The following is a 20,231-nucleotide window of genomic DNA, read 5'->3' on the forward strand; positions in this document are numbered from 1 at the left end:
CCCGATCAGAAGGACCTTGTCGCAGGATGGGAATTCCCTGAGAAAACCCCGCCCGGTCCGCCCCGCCCCCTTAGAACAGCCCGTCCTGAACGCTCCGGGCGCCGGTCCCGGCGAGGGGTACGGACACCCCGGCGGCCGGATCGGCCCCGACCAGCGACCAGCCGGCCAGCAGCCGGGTGTCGAGCACGATCTGCCGCTCCTCGGCGACCCAGAGATGCAGATCGGGCCCGGCGACAGCGACCAGGGTCCCCGCGACGGTCCCGCCGTCGACCAGCTCCCGCACCACGGGCGCCCCCGGAACCAGCCGCTCCAGACCGAACGCCGCCGCGTGATCGACCGCCGCGTACGGCAGCGGCTCCAGGGTCTCGCCCCACCCCGCGACCGCCCGGGCCCGCCCGTACCACTCCGCGACCTCGGCCGCGCGCTCCGCCGCGTGCCCCGGCAGCGCGGCCCGTACGGCCCGCTTCTCCGCGTACGAAACCCGGTCCGGCACCCCCAGCGCGCTCCGCAGCACCTCCTCGGTCCGCCGCGCCGCCATCAAGGGCCCGCGGCCGAGCCAGCTGAACACCACGGCCCCCTGCTCCAGCAGCCGGACCCGCCCCCGCTCCTCGGCGGTGATCCCGACCTTCACCATCCCGGGCCCGAACCACGCCAGATACACCCGGTACACCCGCGGATCGTCGGGCACCCCGTCGGCGGCCACCGACCCCACCCGGTCCAGCCGCCCGCACTCACCGCACAGGGCCCGCGTCACCCGCCCGGCCACGACCACCCGCCCGGGACACGGATTCCCCCGCGCCCCCGTACACACCCGCTCCCCCTCGGCCCGGAACCCCAGCCGCTTCCCCGCGGTCAGCGGACTGATCCGCCCGCCCTCCCACCGCAACACCGCTATCCGCGCCTCGGGCGGCCAGCCGAGCCCCGTGCATCGCCACGTCATACGCACCTCCGGGCACCGGCGGTCACGACCACAACGACCAAAACATCCACAACGAACACAAGCACGAAAGCGCAGAGGGTACCCGAGGCAACCGACTCACCCCCGCCGACCCATCACTTTCCAGCCGCCCGAAATCCCCCTCGGACTTCTACCCGCCCACGTCACCCCACGAACGCCCATGCCGAACCCCTGTCCGAAACCGCCCCCTAGGACGGCAGAACCCCGCCCGGAGAGACTCGGAAACGCCATCCCAGCAAAGAGGAGCACAGTGGAACAAATATTTCTCAACTACCGCAAGGACGGCGGCTCCTATGCGGCGGCCCTCCTCGACGAACTGCTGTCGAAGCGCTTCGGGGAGAGCCGGGTCTTCCGGGCCGCCCGCTCCATCCCCCCGGGCTCGGACTACCCGGACGCGATCCTCGGCGCCGCGGCGCGCTGCGAGATCCTGCTCGCCGTGGTGGACCCGGGATGGCGGAACCACTTCTCCACCGGCCCGGGCGCCACGGACCCGGAGGAGAACTGGGTGACCCGGGAAATGGCCGAGGCGTTCGAGAACGACAGAACCGTGATCCCGGTCCTGCTCTCGAACACCCCCCGCCTCGACGCCACCGCCCTCCCCCACACCCCGACCCTGACCCGCCTGGCGCGTCTCCAGTACCTCAGGTTCGACTACCGCCACATCCACCGCGACACGGCCGCCATGACCGACCAACTGACCAGGATGTGCCCGCGCCTCATACCCCTCGACACACCGGCGCCGGCCGAGGCATGACCCACCACATCACCCGGCCTGCCGGGCCCGCCGCTCCCCGAAGAACTCGCCCAGGAACTGAAGAAGCAGCCCGCCCAGCAGCAGCGGCACGGTCACCTCGTACGTCACCATCCGCGCGGTCCCAAGACCCACGGCGGCCAGCAGGGCACCGGCCCCCCAGACCCTGGCCTGCCGCACCTTCCCGTTCCACGGCAACACCACCCGCCCGGCCACCAGGGCGATCACTCCGGCGGCCCCGAGTACCAGTGCCATCACGATGCTGATGATCAAAAACAACTCGGCCACATGCCCCCCTTTGGTCGCTCTCCCCCCAATGATCGCAGCGCCCTCAACACCCCCACAATGCCGCTATCCGGCAGCCCGGCCACCCCCTGACTGCCGCCCCGCACCGGCTACGGAACTGGGAACGAGACAGGATCGGTAGCATTCGAGCAGTTGAAGGGGGAGCCGTAGCACTGGTCCGCAAGGGGTCACGACATATCGTCGTCGACGGCGTGACCTACCGCTGGCGGCTGCGTGGCAGGCCGACGTACGACCAGGGGATGGCCTGGTCGCCGTGCACGTTCGCGGTCGAACACGCGGACAGCCCGGGCACGACCCTCGTGGTCACCACCGACCAGCCGCATCCGAGCAACTGGCTCGGCCGAGATGCCAGGCCGGTACTGCCGTCCGACGTAGCCGAGGCAATCGGGCTCGCGCTCCGCACAGGGTGGATTCCCACGAATCCGGGCCGCCCATTCCACCTCGGGCGCTGATCGCCGATGGAGACCGGGGGGCCTCTACGCACCATCCGCGCGGAGATCTCGGCAGCAGCAACGGTCCCGCCGGCCGAAGCCCGGCGCAGAAACCCGGGCGCCCGGTCGAGCCTCGAGGACAGGGGATGACACCACGCGGTGATCACCGTGGACCCGGCCGTGCGTTTCACCGCGTATCGCATAACGCGAGAGGCCCCGGACTCTCGTCCGGGGCCTCTCGTTCATGTGCACTCGGCAGGATTCGAACCTGCAACCTTCTGATCCGTAGTCAGATGCTCTATCCGTTAAGCTACGAGTGCTTGCCTTGCTCGGCTTCGCGGGCTTTTCGTCCCGGTCGGCGTTGCGGGAACAACATTACATGACCTGCGCCGTCACGCGAAATCCATTAGCCCCACCCCTCCTGACCTGCGAAAACAGTCTCGCGAGCAGGAGGTGGACAGACCCCCGGACGGGCCCTCGACAAGGGCCTCGCCGTCCCTCGGACGAGGGATGTGGGGTGGCGGGAGCAGACGCACCAGAGCCCCGGTCCTGAGGGGCCGGGGCTCTGGTGATCTTGCTGGCGGAGGCGGAGGGATTTGAACCCTCGATGGGCGGTAAAACCCAAACCGCATTAGCAGTGCGGCGCCATAGACCGGACTAGGCGACGCCTCCAGCACCTCGCGCAGCCGCGCGTGGTGTGCCGATGATGACACAGCCACACGGGCTGTCACCAATCGCCGTCCACCGTACTAGGCGGTCGGGGGCGAGAGCAAAGGCGATTCCGGGCCCCCGATAGGCATCCGATAGCCATCCGAGAGGGCTCTCGAATGGGCTCCCGGGGCGGCCTCGGCGGGCGGAGAGCGCAACGAGACGGGGCGGGGCGCGTTAGAGGGTGTGGGGCCGTCGGCCCTCCGTTTCGCGTACGAGCCGAACAGGAGCGTTCATGCTGCGCCGCATCGTCACCACCGCCACCGCGTCCGCCGCCGCCCTCACCGCCCTCACCGCCTTCGCGGGTGCTTCGGTGGCCGCGCAGCCGCTGCTGCTGCCCCTGCCGCTGCCGCCGCTGCTCGGCGGGGAGCAGGCGGAGGACCGGCTGACCGTGGTGGTGTCGGAGACGGGGAACACCAGGACCGACGGGCGGTACGAGCTGGAGTGCGGCCCGGCCGGGGCCGTCGGCGGGAATCATCCGGCCGCCGACGCCGCCTGTGACCGGCTCGACGAGCTGGCGCGGGGTACGGAGGATCCCTTCGCGCCGGTGGACCGGGGGGTGTTCTGCACCCAGCAGGCGGGCGGGCCCGCGACCGCGCGGGTGACCGGGGTCTGGCAGGGGCATCGGGTCGACGCCTCCTTCTCCCGGCAGAACGGCTGCGAGATCCACCGCTGGAACAACCTCACGCCGGTACTGCCGAGCGCCGGGGCCTGATGCCCGGCCCCTGGTCGGCGTCGGGAGGGCGGGCCGATCGGGCCGGGGGCTCGTACCCGGAAACGTCACGGGGGACCCACCGGTCCCCCACACCGTCGGCACACCACCGGATGAGAGCTGACCCTCAGCCCCCGCCCCGGTACACCCACTGCCCTAGACTCCCTCCAGTGACAGGCTGATGTCCGTAGGTCAGGAGGAACCGTCGTCGTGAGCAGCAGGCCATCCCGAGGCGCTGCTCGCCTCGCAGCCATACTCGACGCACTCCCCGACGGCCTGGTGCTCGTCAATTGCAACGGCACCGTCGTCAACGCCAACACCATCGCCCTCGGGCTGTTCGAGGCGCCCGGTACGGCGCTGGTCGGGCGCGGGTTGCTGGATCTGCTGCCCGCGTTCGACTCCCGGCTGATTCCCGGGTCGATGCGCCGGCCGGAGGCCGCCGACGCCCGGGGCCGTACCAAGCCGACCCGGATGACGGCCCGGCGGACGGACGGCAGCGAGTTCCCCGTGGAGGTGACGAGCGCCAATCTGGAGGACGGGCGCGAGGCGTACGACGCCGCCACCACCTACACGGGTGACGAACTGCTGATGCTGGTGGTACGGGATCTGTCGGGCACCGTGGACACCGAGGCGGAGCTGGCCCGTTCGCAGCGGCAGACCGAGATGATCCTGCGCGCGGCGGCCGAGGGCGTCGTGGGTACGGACACCGAGGGCCGGGTCGTCCTGGTCAATCCGGCGGCGGCCCAGATCCTCGGGTTCCGCGCCAGCGACCTGGGTGGCCGGGAGCTGCATCCGCTGGTGCTGCACTCGCGCGAGGACGGCAAGCCGTTCCCGTACAACGAGTCGCCCCTCGCGGACACCCTCAGGTCCGGGCGGAAGCACCGGGTCCGGGGGCAGGTGCTCTGGTCGAAGGACGGTTCGCGGGTCCCGGTCGACCTGACGACGGCGCCGGTACGCGACGGGGACCAGCTGGTCGGAGCGGTGATGACCTTCACCGACCGCAGGCCGTTCGAGAAGCTGGTCGAGCGGCACAGGACCGAGTCGGAGCGGCTGGCCGAGCGGCACAGGACGGAGCTGGCGGAGACCACCGAGCGGCTGACGGCCGAGCGGGACCTGGCCGCGGAGGAGTACGCCGCCGAGATCGCCGACAAGTCGGAGCGGTACACCGCCGAGATCGAGGCCCGTGACGAGCGGCACCGCGAGCTGGCGGCGCGGCACGAGCAGTTGACGGCGGTCCTGGGCGGTGCGCTCCGGGCGCCGCTGGACGAACTCCGTACGGAGCTGGGCATGCTCGCCGCCGACCCGGCCGGGCAGCTCTGGCCCGAGGCGAACCAGATCCTGCACCATCTCGCCGCCGGGTACGCCCGGATGACGACCCTGATCGACAACGTTCTCGGCTATCAGCGGCTCGACACCGGTGACGAGCCGCTGTTGAAGACGAATGTCCTGCTCGACGCGGTGGTGGCCACCGCCGTCGAGGGCGCGGTGGAGCTGATCGGGCCCGGCCGGGCGCAGTTCGCGGTGCACGCGCCGCCGATCGAGGCCGAGGTGGACGCGGGCCGGCTGGCGACGGCGCTGGCGCATCTGATCGCCGATGTCGCCGGGGTCGACGCGACCGGCAAGACCCGGCAGCCGGTACTGAACGACGGTACGGCGCCGGGGTACGCGGACTCCACGATCGTGGTCGCGGCGGCGCAGCGCGGCAGGGTGGTCCGGTTCGAGATCCGCGGCCCGTACGCCGGGGGCGATCCGGTCCATCAGCCCATCGTGCGCGGGATCGTCGGGGCGCACGGCGGGGTCGTACAGACCCATGAGGTGCCGGGGACCAGCGGCGGCGCGTATGTGGTCGAGGTGCCGCTGGGCGAGGGTTCGGGCGCGGTGGCGGCGAAGGCCGCCGTCGATGTCGATGCCGGTGGTGGTGAGGGACCGGCCGGGGGATCGGTCGGCGGGGCGACCGGCGGTGGGGCCGGGCAGGTTCTGGCGCTGCCGGAGCAGGCGACGGACGAGACGATGGGCGGTGGGCGCCGCCGGGCCCGCCGGGGGTCCACGGACGCGTTCCTGGAGAGCCCGCTGGCGGCGGAGCGGGCCGCCGGGGAGCCGCAGGGCTCCGATTCCGGCCCGGGTTCCGGTTCCGGCTCCGTTTCCGGCTCCGGTTCGGGCCCGGAGACCGCCGGTGCCGGTATCGGTGCCGGGGGCGAGGACGACGGCGGTACGGGGCGTCGGCGCGGCGCGCAGGGCGGCGTACCGGCTCATGAACTGATCCCGGCGCAGGACGCGACCGGGGGCACGGGCCGTCGGCGCGGGCGGCCGAGTCCGGCGGAGGGCGCGGTCGTGACCGCCGCCGAGGGTGCCGCGGCGGCCGGGCAGGCCGCCGCTCCGGGTGCCGCCGTACCGCCGCAGGGCGTTCCGGTGGAGGGTGCGGCCGTCGCCGGGGCCCAGGCCGTGCGCCGGGCGCGGCACGGCGGAGTGGCCGAGCTTCCGGCCGGGGCCGGAACCGGGGCCGGGGACGCGGGCCGACCGGGCGACCACGGTGGCACGGGTGGCCCTGGCGGCCTTGGTGGCGTGCCCGTGCAGGGCGCGGAGGCCGTCGCGGTGCCCGTACCGGGTCCCGGACAGCCCGTACCGGCGCAGGGGCTGCCCGCCCAGGCGGCCGCGGCCGGCGGGCGGCGGGCCCGGCGCGCGCTCGCGCCCGCACCGGCGGAGGGCACGGATCCGCAGGCGCGGTCCCCGTTCGCGCTGCCGCCCGCCGACGCCGACCGGGCGCCGGGCGGCGGGGACACCGGTCAGCACGAGCTGGTGTTCACCCAGCCCGGTACCGATCAGCACACTCCCCCGCAGCCGCATCCGATTCCCCTTCCGATTCCCGGTCCGGTTCCGGGGGCGGGGGCGGGGGCGGGTCAGGCTGCCGGTCCTGGTGCCGGTCCCGGCACGGGGCCCGATCCGGCCGCGCCCGCTCCGACGGGCCGCCGCCGGGCCCGCCGTCCGGAGGGAGCCGACGACACGGCCGGACACGGCCGACCGCTCGCCCCGGAGGCCCCGGGCGCGTCCGGGGCCCCCGCCGACGGATCCGTACCGGTGTCGCATCCGCACGGGACCGGCGGAACCGGGTCCCTGTCGCTGCCGCTGCCGCCCGCGGAGCCCGTACCTCCGGCTCCGCCCGTTCCCGCGCCCGCCGTCCAGGCGCCCGGCGCTCCGCTGCCGGGTGCTCCGACGCGGGGTGGTCGGACCGGGGGTCCGGCTCAGGGGCGTACCGCCGCACAGCCGTTGCCCGCCGAGGCCCCGACTCCGGCCGGTGGCGTACCGCTGCCGCCGGACGCCTCGCAGGGGAGGGCGTTCAGTGTGCGGGCCCTCGGTCAGGGCGGCCCCGGCCACCAGGCCGCCGCGCCCGGACCCGTACCCGCGCCTGTTCCCGTACCCGCGTCCGTGTCCTCGGCATCGTCCGGATCCGGGCAGCCGCAGGGCTCCGGGCAGCAGGGGCCGGGTCAGCAGGGCTCTTCCGGTTCCGGTCGGCGCCGCAAGCTGGGTACGCCACCGACCGCCGACCGGCCCGAGCCGGGTGCGGACCCGCAGTCGGCCGCCGCACAGGCGGTCCCGGCGGCTCCCTCCGCGACCCCGGTGGCCCCGGTGACCCCGGCCGCCACCCCCGTACCGTCCGGTCTCGACCGGGACGGCGGGGCGCCGGGCCGGGCTTACGCCATCAGCGCGCCCGACGACGGCGCCGAGGGCCCCGAGTCGCTGGACGGCGCGGTCGAGGTCGACAACCGGCCGCCGCCCCAGCCCGTCGACGACGAGCTGCCGCCCGAGCCGCTGGACAATCCGCGGCGGCTGCTGGTGTGGCCCGCGCCCGACGTCTCCACCCAGCAGGCGCTGAGCGAGCGGGGCTACCGGCCCGTCGTGGTCCATTCACGGGAGGAGGTCGACGCGCAGATAGCGGCGTTCCCGGCCGCCCTGTTCGTGGATCCGCTGACCGGTCCGATCACCCGTACCGCCTTGCAGTCGCTCCGTCAGGCCGCCGTGGCAGCCGAGGTTCCGGTGCTGGTCACGGCCGGTCTGGGGCAGGCCACGCGAGAGGCCGCGTACGGCGCCGACCCGGCCGTCCTGCTGAAGGCGCTCGCCCCGCGCGACAGCGAGCAGCACCCCTCCCGGGTACTGCTGATCGAGGAGCACGAGGAGATCGCCCTGGCGCTGACGGAGGCGCTGGAGCGGCGCGGTCTCCAGGTCGCCCGGGCGGCGGCCGACGCGGACGCGGTCACCCTCGCCACCCAGATGCGGCCCAACCTGGTCGTGATGGATCTGATGCAGGTACGGCGCCGCCGGGCCGGGATCATCGACTGGCTGCGCGCCAACGGCCGGCTCAACCGCACCCCGCTCGTCGTCTACACCTCGGCCGGGCTCAACCGCGCCGAACTGCCCCGGCTCGCGTCGGGGGAGACGGTGCTGTTCCTCGCGGAGCGGTCGACCAGCACCGAGGTGCAGTCGCGGATCGTCGATCTGCTCGCCAAGATCGGTACCAACTGACCGGGGCGGATTGACCGGGACCGGCTGACCGGGACAGCCCTTAGCCGGGACCGGTCAGCGGAAGATACGGAGAACCGCGCCCGCCGATTTCCATGGCGGGCGCGGTTCTCCGTATCCGTATCTACTTATCCCCGTATCCCGGGAAAGAACTACACCTCGACGACGTCCAGTTCCCCGTCCGCGTACTGCCTGCGGATCACCCGCTTGTCGAACTTGCCGATATTCGTCTTCGGCACCTCCTCGACCAGCGACCAGCGCTCCGGGAGCTGCCACTTCGCCACGGTCTCGGCGAGGAACGCCTTCAGACCCGGCAGATCGACGGTCGCACCGGCTTTGAGGACCACGGTCGCCAGCGGGCGCTCGTCCCACTTGGGGTCGGGCACCGCGACCACCGCCGCCTCGGCGACTTCGGGATGGGCCATCAGCGCGTTCTCCAGGGCGATGCTGGAGATCCACTCGCCACCGGACTTGATCACGTCCTTGACCCGGTCGGTGAGGGTGAGGAAGCCGTCGTGGCTGATCACTCCGACGTCACCGGTCTTCAGCCAGCCGTCGTCGCTGAACTTGTCCTCGGGGCGGAGCGGTTCGGCCCCGGTGCCGCCGAAGTACGAGGCCGTGATCCACGGGCCGCGTACCTCCAGCTCGCCGACCGACTCGTTGTCCCAGGGCAGGACGTCCCCGCCCGGGCCGACGATCCGGCCCTCGACCCCGGCCGGGAACCGGCCCTGCGTATTGCGGTACGGCCACTCCTCCTCGGGGGTGAGTCCGCCCGGCGGGTGGGCCATCGTGCCGAGCGGGGAGGTCTCCGTCATGCCCCAGGCCGGACAGAGCCGTACGCCCAGCTCGTCGTAGGCCTTCATCAGCGCCGGAGGACAGGCCGAGCCGCCGATGGTGACCTGGGTGAGGGACGTCAGATCGCGCGGGTTGGCGGTGACCTCGGCGAGCAGGCCCTGCCAGATGGTGGGGATCGCGGCGGCGTGCGTCGGCCGCTCGCGCTCGATCATCTCGGCCAGCGGCGCGGGCTGGAGGAAACGATCCGGCATCAGCATGCCGACACCGGTCATAAAGGTGGCGTGCGGAATTCCCCAGGCATTTACATGGAATTGCGGCACGACGACGAGGGTCGTGTCCTTGTCCGTCAGGCCCATCGACTCCGCCATACCCACCTGCATCGAATGCAGATAGATCGAACGGTGGGAGAAGACCACGCCCTTGGGATCGCCGGTGGTGCCGGAGGTGTAACACATGGCGGCGGCGGTACGTTCGTCCAGCTCCGGCCAGTCGAAGGTGGTCGGGCGGTCCGCCAGCAGCTCCTCGTACTCGTGGATCCGCGCCTCGGTGTCCGCACCGGTCAGCAGCCCCCGGTCACCGGGTCCCGAGACCACGATGTGTTCGACGGTGGGCAGATGCGGCAGCAGCGGGGCGAGCAGGGGGAGCAGCGAGCCGTTGACGATGACCACCCGGTCGGCGGCGTGGTTCGCGATCCAGATCAGCTGCTCGGCGGGGAGCCGGAGATTGAGCGTATGCAGGACGGCGCCCATGGAGGGCACGGCCAGATACGCCTCCAGATGTTCGGCGTTGTTCCACATGAGGGTCGCGACCCGCTGGTCGCCGTCGACCCCCAGCTCGTCGCGGAGCGCGTTCGCCAGCCGGATCGCCCGTTCACCGACCTCGCCGAAGCTGCGGCGCTCCGGTTCGGGACCGCCGGTCCAGGTCGTGACCTGGGAACCCGCGTGAACTCTCATCCCGTGTTCGAGGATGCGGCTCACGGTCAGCGGTAGATCCTGCATGGTGCTCAGCACGGCGTCCTCCCGGTGGGCGCTGTGATGCTACGCGGCAGTAAGGGTGTGAAGATTCTGCTCGCGTACCAGGCGGTATGTCACTACCCGGGGGAGACGAAATCGCCGTCGGGGGCGAGTGGAGGGGCGGCCGGTGGCCGCGGCCGGGTGGTGGGCACCGGGCAGGCGCCGGATGGAGCGGTGGATCGGGCTCTGGCGGTGCTGTCCGCGAAGCCCGTCGGGCTCGCGGCGTTCGGGTGGTACGCGGCCTCGCGAACACCCGGGCGTCGTCGGAGCCGGTGTGCCGTACGGATTCGTACGTCTGGATTCGCACGCCTTCGCATGTCTGCGTACGGATTCGTACGCTGCGGCTCAGCGCGCGGGCGCCAGCTCCGGGTCCTCGCGGAGTTTGCCGAGCGCCCGGGAGACCGCGCTCTTGACCGTTCCCACGGAAACCCCGAGCACCTCGGCCGTCTGGGCCTCGCTCAGGTCCTCGTAATAACGCAGCACCACCATCGCCCGCTGCCGGTCCGGGAGCCTCATCACCGCCCGCCACATCGCGTCGTGCAGCACCTGCTGCTCCGCCGGGTCGGGCGTGGGCGAGGTCTCCCGCTCGGGCACCTCCTCGCAGGCGAACTCGTCCACCTTCCGCTTCCGCCACTGCGACGTCCGGGTGTTCAGCAGGGCCCGGCGGACATAGCCGTCGAGCGCCCGGTGGTCCTCGATCCGCTCCCAGGCCACATAGGTCTTGGTGAGGGCGGTCTGGAGCAGGTCCTCGGCGTCGCAGGGGTTCGCGGTGAGCGAGCGCGCGGTCCGCAGCAGCACGGGGCCCCGCGCCCGCACATACGACGAGAACGACGGGTAGCAAGAGCTGGTCGCGTACCGTGCGTCGGTCGTGCCGTACGACGGAGGCACCGGCAGGGCGGCCTTCGAAGCGCTTGTGCAGACTGGCGTGGTCACAGCTCCACGCTAGGAGCGGGCCCGGCTCCGGCGGATCGGCCAGAAGGCCCGAAGGCATGTCCCCCTCAGGTTGTAGTGGTGGTGGTGACCCCACCTCCTCTGGGTGGAGAAGACCCTCAGGGGCGGAGGAGAGGCCGTGGCCGGCGGATGTCCGTTCCGCCGGGATGGCCCGGACCGGTGACGGTTTTCCGGGTGGAGACGGGTCCTCTCCGGGAGTACGACCTGGGTGGACCTCCGTACGCCTCCAGGTGGAGAACAAGCACTCCTACCCCTGATACCCCGGTCCACCCCTACCCGCCGGGTACGGGAACCGGCAGCGGTACGGGCAGGGGGCGCGGGCGGGTGCTCACAGGCGTGCGGGACCGGACGAGGGCTTCGGCGTACGAGCCCCGGCGCGTGAGTCCTTCGACGCGCTGATACCTCCGACAGACACCCGGCGGACACCCGACAGGCCCGGAGGCCGCCCGGACCCCCGTACCGGCCGGGACCGGGGTCCGGGGCGCACCCGGATGTCCCCGGAGTCGCCCGCCCGTCGAAGTGAGAACCAACAGAGGGCAAGAGAACAAAGAGGAGGCGCCGAGAACGGAGAAGCGCCTGCGCGGCGGCGCTCCCGGCACCGCCGCGCAGGCGACATCACCCCTCGGTCATCCCCCCGTCGGGCCGGACCTCACCACCACAGGTGCCCGAAGTGGACATTCACGTTGTCCTGGTCGATGGCGGTGAAGGCCGAGCCGTTGACGCTGGCGTTATTGCTCTGGTTCGAGGAACCGGCGCCGCTGGCGACCTGCTGGCTGGTGGTCGAGTTGCCGTGATTGGCGCCGCCCACCCCGCTGCCGGCGATCGAGGCGATGGTCGTATTCGATCCGTTGTCCGCGAAAGCTCCGTTGTCGGCCGAGGCGACCCCGGTGAACAGGACAGCCGTCAGGGGCAGGGCGGCAACAGCGGCGAGAACGCGGACCGTACGGATGCTTGCCATGTCTTCTCCTCCGAAAAATTCATAACTACTGCCATAAATACGACGTATCTCACCGAGGCGACTCCGGGCGCCGGTCCACAAGGACCGAACGCGCCGGATCGCGATGACGACGTCGCGCCCCCAGAGTTGCCCAACGAACCCCCGCCGAACCACCCAAGCCGGAGCGATTCCCCCTCAAGCGTGAGGACAAGCAGATAAACCCCTTTCACGCCCGCAGACCGGTACGGACCACCGGAACCGACCCCGCCGGATAACCCTGGATCCCGGGCGCGACAAGAGGTGAACCGTTACGGCATCCCTCGGCCCTGTCACCCCCCTCTACCGATCTTCGAACACAAGTACGAAAATAAGCTCATGGCCCTGCCCGACAGAGAGACCTCCACCCTCGTTCTCGCCCACGCCCTGGCCGCCGCCGAACGCGGCCTCCCCGTCATCCCGCTGTCCGCCTCGAAACTCCCGGCCCTGCGGTCGCCGCACCGCGACGAGCCGGCCCCCGGCCGGGCCGCCGACGCCGCCCGGACCGAACGGTGCCGCGGCGCCTGCGGGCTGCCCGGCCACGGCGTCCACGACGCCACCACCGACCCGGCGGCCGTACGCGCCCTGTTCGCCGCCGCGCCCGGGGCGACCGGCTACGGCATCGCGTGCGGCCGGGCACCGCACCGGCTGATCGGGATCGACCTCGACGTCACCACCCCGGACATCTCCGGCACCCCCGCCGACCAGGGCCCGGCGCCGTCCGCGCCGGATTCGCCCGCGTCCTTCACGGCGCTGCGGGACCTCGCGCTCCGGCATCTGTTCACGATCCCGGAGACGGTCACCGTGATCACCCCGAGCGGGGGCCGCCATCTCTGGCTCACCGGCCCGCCCGATGTCACCGTCCCCAACTCCGCGAGCCGGCTGGCCCCCGGGATCGACATCCGGGGGTACGGGGGCTACCTCGTCGGCCCCGGCTCGGCGACCGCCCGGGGGACGTACCGCCTCGCCCCCGGTACGGCCCGGCTCGCGCCCGCGCCCTGCCCGCGCACGCTCCTTCGGCTGATCGCGCCCCCCGCACGCCCTCACCACCCCGGCGCTTCGCATCCGCGCCCCTCCCACGGCCACGGCCTGGTGCACTTCGTCCGCGCCGCCCACGAGGGCCAACGGAACACCCGGCTGTTCTGGGCCGCCTGCCGGGCCTACGAGAACGGCATCGGCGAGACCCTGGCCGACGCTCTCACCCGCGCCGCCGTCCATGCCGGACTCCCCGAACCCGAGGCCCGCGCCACCATCGCCTCCGCCCACCGCCTCACCTCGGAACAGCGGGGCCGCCGCCACGGGACCGCCGCGCCGAAGCACCCGTAACACCGGAAAGGGGTGCCCCGCCGGCGGGGCACCCCTTCACAACCGATTCCGGCGTCCCGGCGTCCCGGGCTCCGCGGCTACTTCTTGCCGAAGAGGCCGCCCTCGAACTTCGCCCAGTCGTACATCTGGTGCACGGCCTGGCCGAAGATCGGGATGCTGATGTGCTCGAAGACGTCCTCGAGCAGATCGATGTCACCGGTGTTGTAGATCAGCGGCCCGTTGATGTTGATCAGACCGCCCCCGGCACGGGGAGCCGCCTGCTTCTCCTGGGCGTGCGCGGTACCGCTCGACAGGGTCAGGGCGACACCCGCCGCGACAGTCGCCACAAAAGCCGCACAACGAACACGACGCTTCACGAGCACTCCGATCCAGAGGTCTGTTTCCACTGAAATTCCACTGAAATCAGCCCAGGCTCAACTCCCTTATGAACAGGGGGAGTTGAGAAGGTTTTGCCTGTGGGGGGCTGAGATGGACGTCAGCCTGCCATCAGGTCAAGGGCAAGTAAAGTACCTGGAAGCGTTGATGTGATCATGACCGAATCCCCACCGCCTGACCGAAACCCGCCCCCACTTTCGGCCACCCCACCCTCGGGCCGTCCAAACCCGCCGACCCGCCCGACCGTTCCGGACAGACGCCCGGGCAGACGAAAGGCCCCTGACCGATCATGCTGGTCAGAGGCCGTTCCATCAGGGCGGTGGGTGTGGGACTTGAACCCACGGTGACTCGCGCCACGACGGTTTTCAAGACCGTTCCGCTTCCGGTCTCCACACCTGATCCCACCTGGCCGTTCTCCGACTCAAGGGCTGCTGCGACCGGGCCGTGGTCCACACCTGGTCCACAAGGCTCAGGCTGCCCGCACCTTCGCCCCTCGGCAGACGAGGATGCCGCCCAGACATGTGATGCGGAACGCTCCCTCCGCCCGGATGGTCTCCTCGACCCGTTCGCGGGCTCGCTCGACGGTCTCCCGGAACGGGACACCCATCCGGTCCGCCCAGGCTTCGTACGAGGCCAGATGCGCGACGACCGGTTCGGCGTCGGTCACCTCGATGACCCCGGGAAGGGGGATCGTGCGGATATCGGTGAAGACCTCGCCGAGTACCGCCGGTGCGTCCTCCAGGGTGAAGCGCGCGGACAACTGCACCCTGGCCGGCCCCTCCGGGGTGCCCAGGACATCCGCGGCGGACCGGCTCCAGAGGCTTTCCAGCTCCCGCTTGTCGGTCCGGCTGTTGGTGGAGACGATCGCCATCCCGCCGGGCGCCAGGACTCTGCCCAGTTCGCGCACGGCCTGGGCCTGGTCCTCGACGTGGTACAGCATGTGGAGCGCCAGGGCCACGCCGAGCACTCCATCGGTGATGGGGAGCTGCTGAGCGTCCGCGACGAGAGCTCCGGGGATGTCGCCGACGATGCCGGGTGAGACGTCCAGGGGGACCACGGTGAGGTCGGGCCGGTCCTCCCGTATCCGCCGTACGAACTTCCCGTTGCCGCAGCCCACATCCGCGATCGGGCCTCGCACTCCCTCCAGCTCGTTCACGACGATGCCCGGAAGATCGTGGCGCGGGGTCTGCCACTGGTACAGCGACTGGCGAGCGGACAGGTGACGGCCTGTGCCGTATGCCTTGGTGGAGAGAAGACCCCGGTCGGTGACCGAAGCGTCGTTCGTGGGCTGGGCAGTCATCGCGGCTCCGTGGGGTGGCTGACGAGAGCGGGGCGGACGGTCATCTCGTGGATGTGCTCACGAAGATCAAGCACCGACTGTGCGTCACGGTACGGCCCACTGCCCAGGAGCGCGCTCAGTTTGCGAAGCCTGATGGTGATGCTGGCGGTGTGCCCGTCGGCGTCCAGAACCTCGGAGAGCTCCGTGCCGACTCCTTCCACCTCCCCGTTCGCGAGGTAGGCGGTGGCCAGGTCCAGATGGGCGGCGTGTACATCACCAGGGGAGCGTTCCCTTTCAGGGCCGGCCTGGTACAGGTCCACCGCGCGGTTGGACGCGGTGATCGCCAACTGGATCTGTTCGGGTCCCCCGACCGTCAACAGGGTGGTGCCGGTATAGGCCCATTGCTTCGCCTCAGGGAACGAGAAGATCCCCGACGGCTCGTCCGCTTCCGCGGTGCTTCGCGCCTCATGAGCCAGCGTGAGGGTACGCAGGGCGTTGCGCCTGTCACCTCCTGCTGCCAGGGCCCGTGCCTCCAGACTCAGCAACCGGGCCTTGATCGTTCCTGAACCGGGGCCCCGGCCCTCTTCCCGCCCGGCCCTCGCGAGGTCTGCCGCCCTTCCGTGGTCCCCGGCCCAGTAGGCGGCCAGCGACTGGAACGATCGTGCCCAGGAGCGCAACTCCGCGTGCCCTGCGATCTCCGCGCACTGCACCACGGTCCGGGCGTGGGTGGAAGCCGAGGAGCGATCACCGAGGTCGAGCGAAGCATGCGCCGCGAGACCGCAGAGCCAGCCCGCGATCACGTACAGATGCCGTGTCTGGCCGGGGTGCTGGCGGCCTTCGAGTAAGCGGAATACCTCTGCCCGTACGGTGCGGATCTCCGGGACCACCTGAAGCAGCGACCGACTGACAAACCGTTGGGAGAGCCGTTCCACATCGGCGTCGAACTGTTCCAGCACCACGGCGTTGACGTTGGTCTCCGCCGCGTATCGGGCGAGTCGGGAGGACAGCTCCGTATCGGCGTCGAAGCCGCTCCGCTCGTCCGCGCGCGGGTTGACCGCTGGCTCGCCAAGCCCCTTCGGGTACAGCCCCAGCTCCTCCTCGCGGGCTACCTGGAAGACCGCGCACAGGGCCGCCCGGTAGTCGCCGGAGGGCCAGGTGATCGCCCCGCGTTCAAGGCGCGAGATCCAGTTCGCGTCAAGCTCGGGGTCCCGTCCAGTGGCGGCCCGCACCTGGGCGCACACCCGCTCCGCAGCCTGCCTTTGAGTCCACCGCCGCCCGCGTCGGAGCCCTCGCAGAACCTCGTTCGCCATCATCCCGCCGTCTCCGCTGGTCGAGTTGGGGCGGCGGAAATCCTAGCGGGCATCTGCCTTCCCAGTGCCTACAACCTGCCTGGTGATATGCCCTGTTCGGCTGCTGGCCAGCGGAGTTGACTGAAGCGCACCCCAACCGGACGGACCGGAAATCACGTGCACAGCCCTGGCCTCCTGGGCCAGGTCCGGCCTTGGAACACCGACGCCAGGTGCCTCATTCGGTGTCCACCCGTAGGGCCCGCTCTGCTAGGTGCCGAAGTCTGGAGGAGACATGTCCGGGAACTCCCGGAAACACCGCGACCCCGTGAGCTCGGTCCTTACCGGCTTCTGGGCATTGGGCCACATCGTCACCCTGCTCCTCCTCGGGGCCACCGCGCTGCATCAGGACGGCGCTCCCGTCCTCGGATCGCCTCTGACCGAGCCGTCCCGCGAATCAGCACCTGACCTCGGCCACCTCGGCTGACCAGTTCCTCTCACTCCCCCGAACCGCCTCCGGACACACAGTGCCGGAGGCCACCTGCGGCAGGGATAACCATCTCGCCGCCCCAACCAGCGAAGAAGGGAGGTGAACACCATGGCGGACACCACCCAGCCCGGTATCGAACCGGACGAGGAGGTCGTGCCCCTGGAGAACGCGGCTCTGCTGACCCAGGGCGGTAGCAGCAGCAGCGTGGAGAACAAGCGCTCCCCGTACGACTGCTGATCCTCAGCGGCGGCATCCCGCTTCGGGGTGCCGCCGCGCCCTTCCGGCTCGAATCCCTTGGAGGTGATCACATGAGGTGGTTCGGTGGAGCCCTCGTCTCGCCCTCCCCGAGTCCGACACCGGTCGGCGCCCAGGCGCTGTGGCACGAGCCCGACACCTGGACGGTGGGTGCGCCCGTCCGGCTGGCAACAGGAAGTGCGCGACGACGGCTCGCGGTCTTCGGACCCTGTGGAGCGGTGGACGCCGAGTTGAACCGACTGGTCGAGCATGCCGACCACCGCGAACTCGACGCGGCGGCGACCACATGGACCGGCGCCTACGCCCTCGCCCTGGACAACGGGAAGGGCACCTTCACCCTGTGGGCGGACCCCGCCGGCACCTGCCCGCTCTATCTCGCTCGGACGAATGACGGCGCCCTCGTCTGGGCGTCCAGTTCTCTCGCCCTCGCGTCGCTGCTCGGCTGCGGGCCCGACCGAGGGTGGCTGGCCGCGCATCTGGCGGACCCGACCGCGTGGACTCCCGAACGTTCGGCGTGGACCGGGGTGGAACAGATCCCGCCGGGATACCGCTGGACCGTCTCCCCGAACGGGTCGTCGGCCTGCGTCCCGTACTGGGAAACCCCGTCGGCCACCCGAGCCGCATCCGTCGAGCGGCTCCGCGACGACCTGGCGGACAGCGTCCTGATCCGCGTGACCGGCCGGGCGGCCTCCTCGGATCTGTCCGGTGGACTCGACTCCAGCACGCTCGCCGCCGAAGCGGCCCGGTGCGGTCCGGTCCTCGGTGTCACCCTCCACCCGAAAGGGAGGGAGAGCGGCGGCGACACCGATCACGCTCACGAGGTCGCGCGGGCATTCCCCGCCATCCGGCACCGCCTGATGCCGCTGGGACGGGAGCACCTTCCCTTCACCGATCTCGACGCGCTGCTCCTCACCGACGAACCCGCACCGTCCTCGATCACCATCGCCCAGCTCTTCTCCCAGTTCGTCCTGCTGGAGTCCGAGGGAATCGAGGTCCACCTCACGGGCGACGGCGGTGACTCCCTCTTCCTCCCGCCGCCGGTCCACCTCGCCGACCTCGTACGCTCGGGGCGCCTGCTCCGTCTCGCCTCGGACGCCCAGTCCTGGGCACGTCTCCACCGGGCCAGCCCCTGGACTGCCCTGGCCACGGCGTGGAAACGCCCCGATCGACTGGGCACCTCGGCAGCCTCGAAGACCTGGCTGACCAGCGATGCCCTCGACCTGGCCGACGCCGTCACCTCACCCGGCCCGCACAGCGGACACCTGGGGCACGCCGATCGCCACCTTCTCGCGGAGTGCCGCTACGTCGGCCGTACGGCGGCCACGGAGAACCAGTTGGCCGCCGCGTTCGGGATCGAGATGCACAACCCGTTCACCGACGCCCGGATCATGGAATCCGCCCTGGCCGTCCCCGCCGAGGAACGCTGGTCGGCACACCGCTACAAGCCCCTTCTGACCGACTCGGTCCGGGACCTGCTGCCCGACTCGGTAGTACGGCGCGGGGCGAAGGGTCTGTTCGCCATGGACCACCACCACGGTCTCCGGGCCAACCTGGGCCGCGTCCTGGAGCTGGCGGACGGGCACCTCGCGGATCTCGGTCTGGTCCAGCCGGCGGTGCTGCGATCACTGCTTCGCCGGGGCGCGCTCGGGGTCGACATCCCCTGGGGACTGATCGAACCGGTCCTCGGCACGGAGCTCTGGCTCCGCGCCTCCGGAACGGCCACACAGCTCGTACGGTGGGAGACGAGGCCATGACCACGCCGCTCCCGAACCGGCACACCCGTACGGCGATCATCGACCGGACCGGGGTGGTCATCGACTACCGCACCGGCTCCACCACGGTCCTCACCGGAGCGTCGCTGACCCGCTGGCTCGATGATCTGGACGACAGCGCGGCTCCGGCTCCCGTGACCGTTCAGTCGTCCGCGGTCTCCTGGGGAACCAGCGAATCGGCCGCCTGCCTCCCGGCCCTTCCCCGGCCGCCATGGCGATGGGCCCTGGCCGCGGCCGTGCTGCTTCTCTGCACGCTCGCCGTCCGGCAGTTCGGCAGCCGTGGAACACGCTTCGGCCGCCTGGTCCGCCTCGCCGAGGCCGGCCGGAACCTCCCTCCTCCGCCCCGGGACCAAGCGGCGCTCGCGGTCCGCTCCGTCCGCTGGGCGGCCCGTGTCCTGCCCGCCCGAGTCGCCTGTCTGGAGGAATCCACGACGGCCTCGCTGCTGCTGGCGTGCCGCGGCCGGGGCGGGGTCTGGCGGCACGGCATCGCCACCGACCCCATCCGATTGCACGCGTGGATCTGCGATATTCACGCCCGCCCGGTCGAGGAACCGGACCAGACTGACGACTACACACCCCTCAACACCCCGGCAGCAACAGCGAAGAGGTACCGATGACCGCCCCGCAGATCCTGCTCACCGGCGAACGCGTCGCCTTGGTCCTCCCCGACCGCGATCACCTTCCCGACTACCACCGCTGGGAGAACGACTCCGGCACCATCCTCGGCTTCGGCACCCAGGTCCCCCAGTCCTGGGAAGCCCGCTCGGGCGGCTGGGAGCGCCAGCGCGCCAACCGCGACTACCCCCAGTTCGAGGTGGTCACCACCGACGACCACACCCCCGTCGGGCTCACCACCCTCCAGATCGACGGAGCGGTACGGACGGCGGAGTTCGTGATCCTGATGGCCCCCGAAGCCCGTGGCCGGGGCCTCGCCACCGAGGCCACCGCCCTCACCCTCCGCTGGGCGTTCGAGTACGCCGCCCTCCGCATGGTCTGGCTCAAGGTCCTGGAGCCCAACGCGGCCGGCGTCGCGGCCTACCAGAAGGCCGGCTTCCAGCCCGCAGGCCGCCTGCGGCAGTCCGGCTACTGGCAGGGCCGCCCCTGCGACGAACTCCTGATGGACGCCCTCGCCGACGACCACTTGGTGACCGCCGACCCCGCCTGATCACGGCGGAAAGCCGCCCACGCGGGGGCTGGCGCGGCTTTGGCCGGTGTCCTGCCCGGTCCGGGGTCGGGCATGGCCAGGGGGCCGTACGCTGGCCGGCAACTCGGGCAGGGACCCCGGTCCACGACATCCATGTCCCGGCCCCTGCGGGGCACATCCGAGGAGAGCAA

General features: G+C 71.4%; 18 protein-coding genes and 2 tRNA genes. 10 read left to right on the forward strand and 10 right to left on the reverse strand.

Annotated features, from left to right (window positions below):
- Window positions 1-70: 70 nt before the first annotated feature.
- Complete coding sequence (locus tag ABZ714_RS20155) at window positions 71-940, reverse strand: DUF2797 domain-containing protein (protein ID WP_358826626.1); 870 nt, start codon at window positions 938-940, stop codon at window positions 71-73.
- Window positions 941-1,208: 268 nt separating this feature from the next.
- Between ABZ714_RS20155 and ABZ714_RS20160 the strand changes: the two genes are divergently transcribed.
- Window positions 1,209-1,712, forward strand: a complete 504-nt coding sequence (locus ABZ714_RS20160; RefSeq protein ID WP_358826627.1) for a toll/interleukin-1 receptor domain-containing protein — start codon at window positions 1,209-1,211, stop codon at window positions 1,710-1,712.
- Window positions 1,713-1,721: 9 nt separating this feature from the next.
- On the opposite strand, the gene ABZ714_RS20165 is transcribed toward ABZ714_RS20160, so the two are convergent.
- Window positions 1,722-1,997, reverse strand: a complete 276-nt coding sequence (locus tag ABZ714_RS20165; protein WP_358826628.1) for a hypothetical protein — start codon at window positions 1,995-1,997, stop codon at window positions 1,722-1,724.
- A 140-nt stretch (window positions 1,998-2,137) separates the two neighbouring features.
- Between ABZ714_RS20165 and ABZ714_RS20170 the strand changes: the two genes are divergently transcribed.
- Entirely contained in the window at window positions 2,138-2,467 is a 330-nt protein-coding gene (locus ABZ714_RS20170; RefSeq protein WP_358826688.1) for a hypothetical protein, read from the forward strand.
- Window positions 2,468-2,693: 226 nt separating this feature from the next.
- Here the strand turns inward: ABZ714_RS20170 and ABZ714_RS20175 are convergent.
- Both ABZ714_RS20175 and ABZ714_RS20180 read right to left on the reverse strand, forming a co-directional pair.
- Window positions 2,694-2,766, reverse strand: a tRNA-Arg gene (locus tag ABZ714_RS20175).
- Window positions 2,767-3,024: 258 nt separating this feature from the next.
- A tRNA-Ser gene (locus ABZ714_RS20180) sits at window positions 3,025-3,118 on the reverse strand.
- A gap of 271 nt (window positions 3,119-3,389) precedes the next feature.
- Between ABZ714_RS20180 and ABZ714_RS20185 the strand changes: the two genes are divergently transcribed.
- On the forward strand, window positions 3,390-3,869 hold the full coding sequence (locus ABZ714_RS20185) for an SSI family serine proteinase inhibitor (RefSeq protein WP_358826629.1): 480 nt from the start codon (window positions 3,390-3,392) through the stop codon (window positions 3,867-3,869).
- Window positions 3,870-4,076: 207 nt separating this feature from the next.
- Window positions 4,077-8,384 (forward strand): PAS domain-containing protein, encoded by a 4,308-nt coding sequence (locus ABZ714_RS20190; protein ID WP_358826630.1) that lies wholly within the window; start codon window positions 4,077-4,079, stop codon window positions 8,382-8,384.
- Window positions 8,385-8,533: 149 nt separating this feature from the next.
- On the opposite strand, the gene ABZ714_RS20195 is transcribed toward ABZ714_RS20190, so the two are convergent.
- The 3 genes from ABZ714_RS20195 to ABZ714_RS20205 form a co-directional block, all read right to left on the reverse strand.
- Window positions 8,534-10,186: a long-chain fatty acid--CoA ligase gene (locus tag ABZ714_RS20195; RefSeq protein ID WP_358826631.1), complete on the reverse strand. Its 1,653-nt coding sequence runs from the start codon at window positions 10,184-10,186 to the stop codon at window positions 8,534-8,536.
- 348 nt (window positions 10,187-10,534) lie between these two features.
- Window positions 10,535-11,122, reverse strand: a complete 588-nt coding sequence (locus tag ABZ714_RS20200; RefSeq protein WP_358826632.1) for a SigE family RNA polymerase sigma factor — start codon at window positions 11,120-11,122, stop codon at window positions 10,535-10,537.
- A gap of 667 nt (window positions 11,123-11,789) precedes the next feature.
- Window positions 11,790-12,098: a hypothetical protein gene (locus ABZ714_RS20205; protein WP_358826633.1), complete on the reverse strand. Its 309-nt coding sequence runs from the start codon at window positions 12,096-12,098 to the stop codon at window positions 11,790-11,792.
- A 354-nt stretch (window positions 12,099-12,452) separates the two neighbouring features.
- Here ABZ714_RS20205 and ABZ714_RS20210 point away from each other — a divergent pair, with 354 nt between their 5' ends.
- Window positions 12,453-13,439, forward strand: a complete 987-nt coding sequence (locus tag ABZ714_RS20210; protein WP_358826634.1) for a bifunctional DNA primase/polymerase — start codon at window positions 12,453-12,455, stop codon at window positions 13,437-13,439.
- Window positions 13,440-13,516: 77 nt separating this feature from the next.
- Here the strand turns inward: ABZ714_RS20210 and ABZ714_RS20215 are convergent, their stop codons facing one another.
- The 3 genes from ABZ714_RS20215 to ABZ714_RS20225 form a co-directional block, all read right to left on the reverse strand.
- On the reverse strand, window positions 13,517-13,765 hold the full coding sequence (locus tag ABZ714_RS20215; protein WP_358826635.1) for a hypothetical protein: 249 nt from the start codon (window positions 13,763-13,765) through the stop codon (window positions 13,517-13,519).
- 518 nt (window positions 13,766-14,283) lie between these two features.
- The gene (locus ABZ714_RS20220; RefSeq protein WP_358826636.1) at window positions 14,284-15,114 is read right to left on the reverse strand and encodes a class I SAM-dependent methyltransferase; all 831 of its coding nucleotides are present in this window, start codon (window positions 15,112-15,114) and stop codon (window positions 14,284-14,286) included.
- Window positions 15,111-16,406, reverse strand: a complete 1,296-nt coding sequence (locus ABZ714_RS20225) for a helix-turn-helix domain-containing protein (protein WP_358826637.1) — start codon at window positions 16,404-16,406, stop codon at window positions 15,111-15,113. Before ABZ714_RS20225 ends, ABZ714_RS20220 begins: the two co-directional genes overlap by 4 nt.
- Before the next feature lie 301 nt (window positions 16,407-16,707).
- Between ABZ714_RS20225 and ABZ714_RS20230 the strand changes: the two genes are divergently transcribed.
- The 5 genes from ABZ714_RS20230 (at window position 16,708) to ABZ714_RS20250 (ending at window position 20,061) form a co-directional block, all read left to right on the forward strand.
- Window positions 16,708-16,866: a hypothetical protein gene (locus ABZ714_RS20230; protein WP_358826638.1), complete on the forward strand. Its 159-nt coding sequence runs from the start codon at window positions 16,708-16,710 to the stop codon at window positions 16,864-16,866.
- Window positions 16,867-16,977: 111 nt separating this feature from the next.
- Window positions 16,978-17,106 carry an albusnodin family lasso peptide gene (locus ABZ714_RS20235; protein ID WP_358826639.1) on the forward strand — a complete coding sequence of 43 codons (129 nt, stop codon included), beginning with the start codon at window positions 16,978-16,980 and terminating at the stop codon, window positions 17,104-17,106.
- Window positions 17,107-17,177: 71 nt separating this feature from the next.
- A complete protein-coding gene (locus ABZ714_RS20240; RefSeq protein WP_358826640.1) occupies window positions 17,178-18,878 on the forward strand; it encodes an albusnodin/ikarugamycin family macrolactam cyclase in 1,701 nt (566 codons plus the stop codon).
- Window positions 18,875-19,513 (forward strand): lasso peptide biosynthesis B2 protein, encoded by a 639-nt coding sequence (locus ABZ714_RS20245; protein ID WP_358826641.1) that lies wholly within the window; start codon window positions 18,875-18,877, stop codon window positions 19,511-19,513. Before ABZ714_RS20240 ends, ABZ714_RS20245 begins: the two co-directional genes overlap by 4 nt.
- Window positions 19,510-20,061 carry a GNAT family protein gene (locus ABZ714_RS20250; protein ID WP_358826642.1) on the forward strand — a complete coding sequence of 184 codons (552 nt, stop codon included), beginning with the start codon at window positions 19,510-19,512 and terminating at the stop codon, window positions 20,059-20,061. Before ABZ714_RS20245 ends, ABZ714_RS20250 begins: the two co-directional genes overlap by 4 nt.
- The last annotated feature ends 170 nt before the right edge of the window (window positions 20,062-20,231 follow it).

The organism is Streptomyces sp. NPDC006798 (assembly GCF_040635975.1).
Taxonomy (GTDB): domain Bacteria; phylum Actinomycetota; class Actinomycetes; order Streptomycetales; family Streptomycetaceae; genus Streptomyces.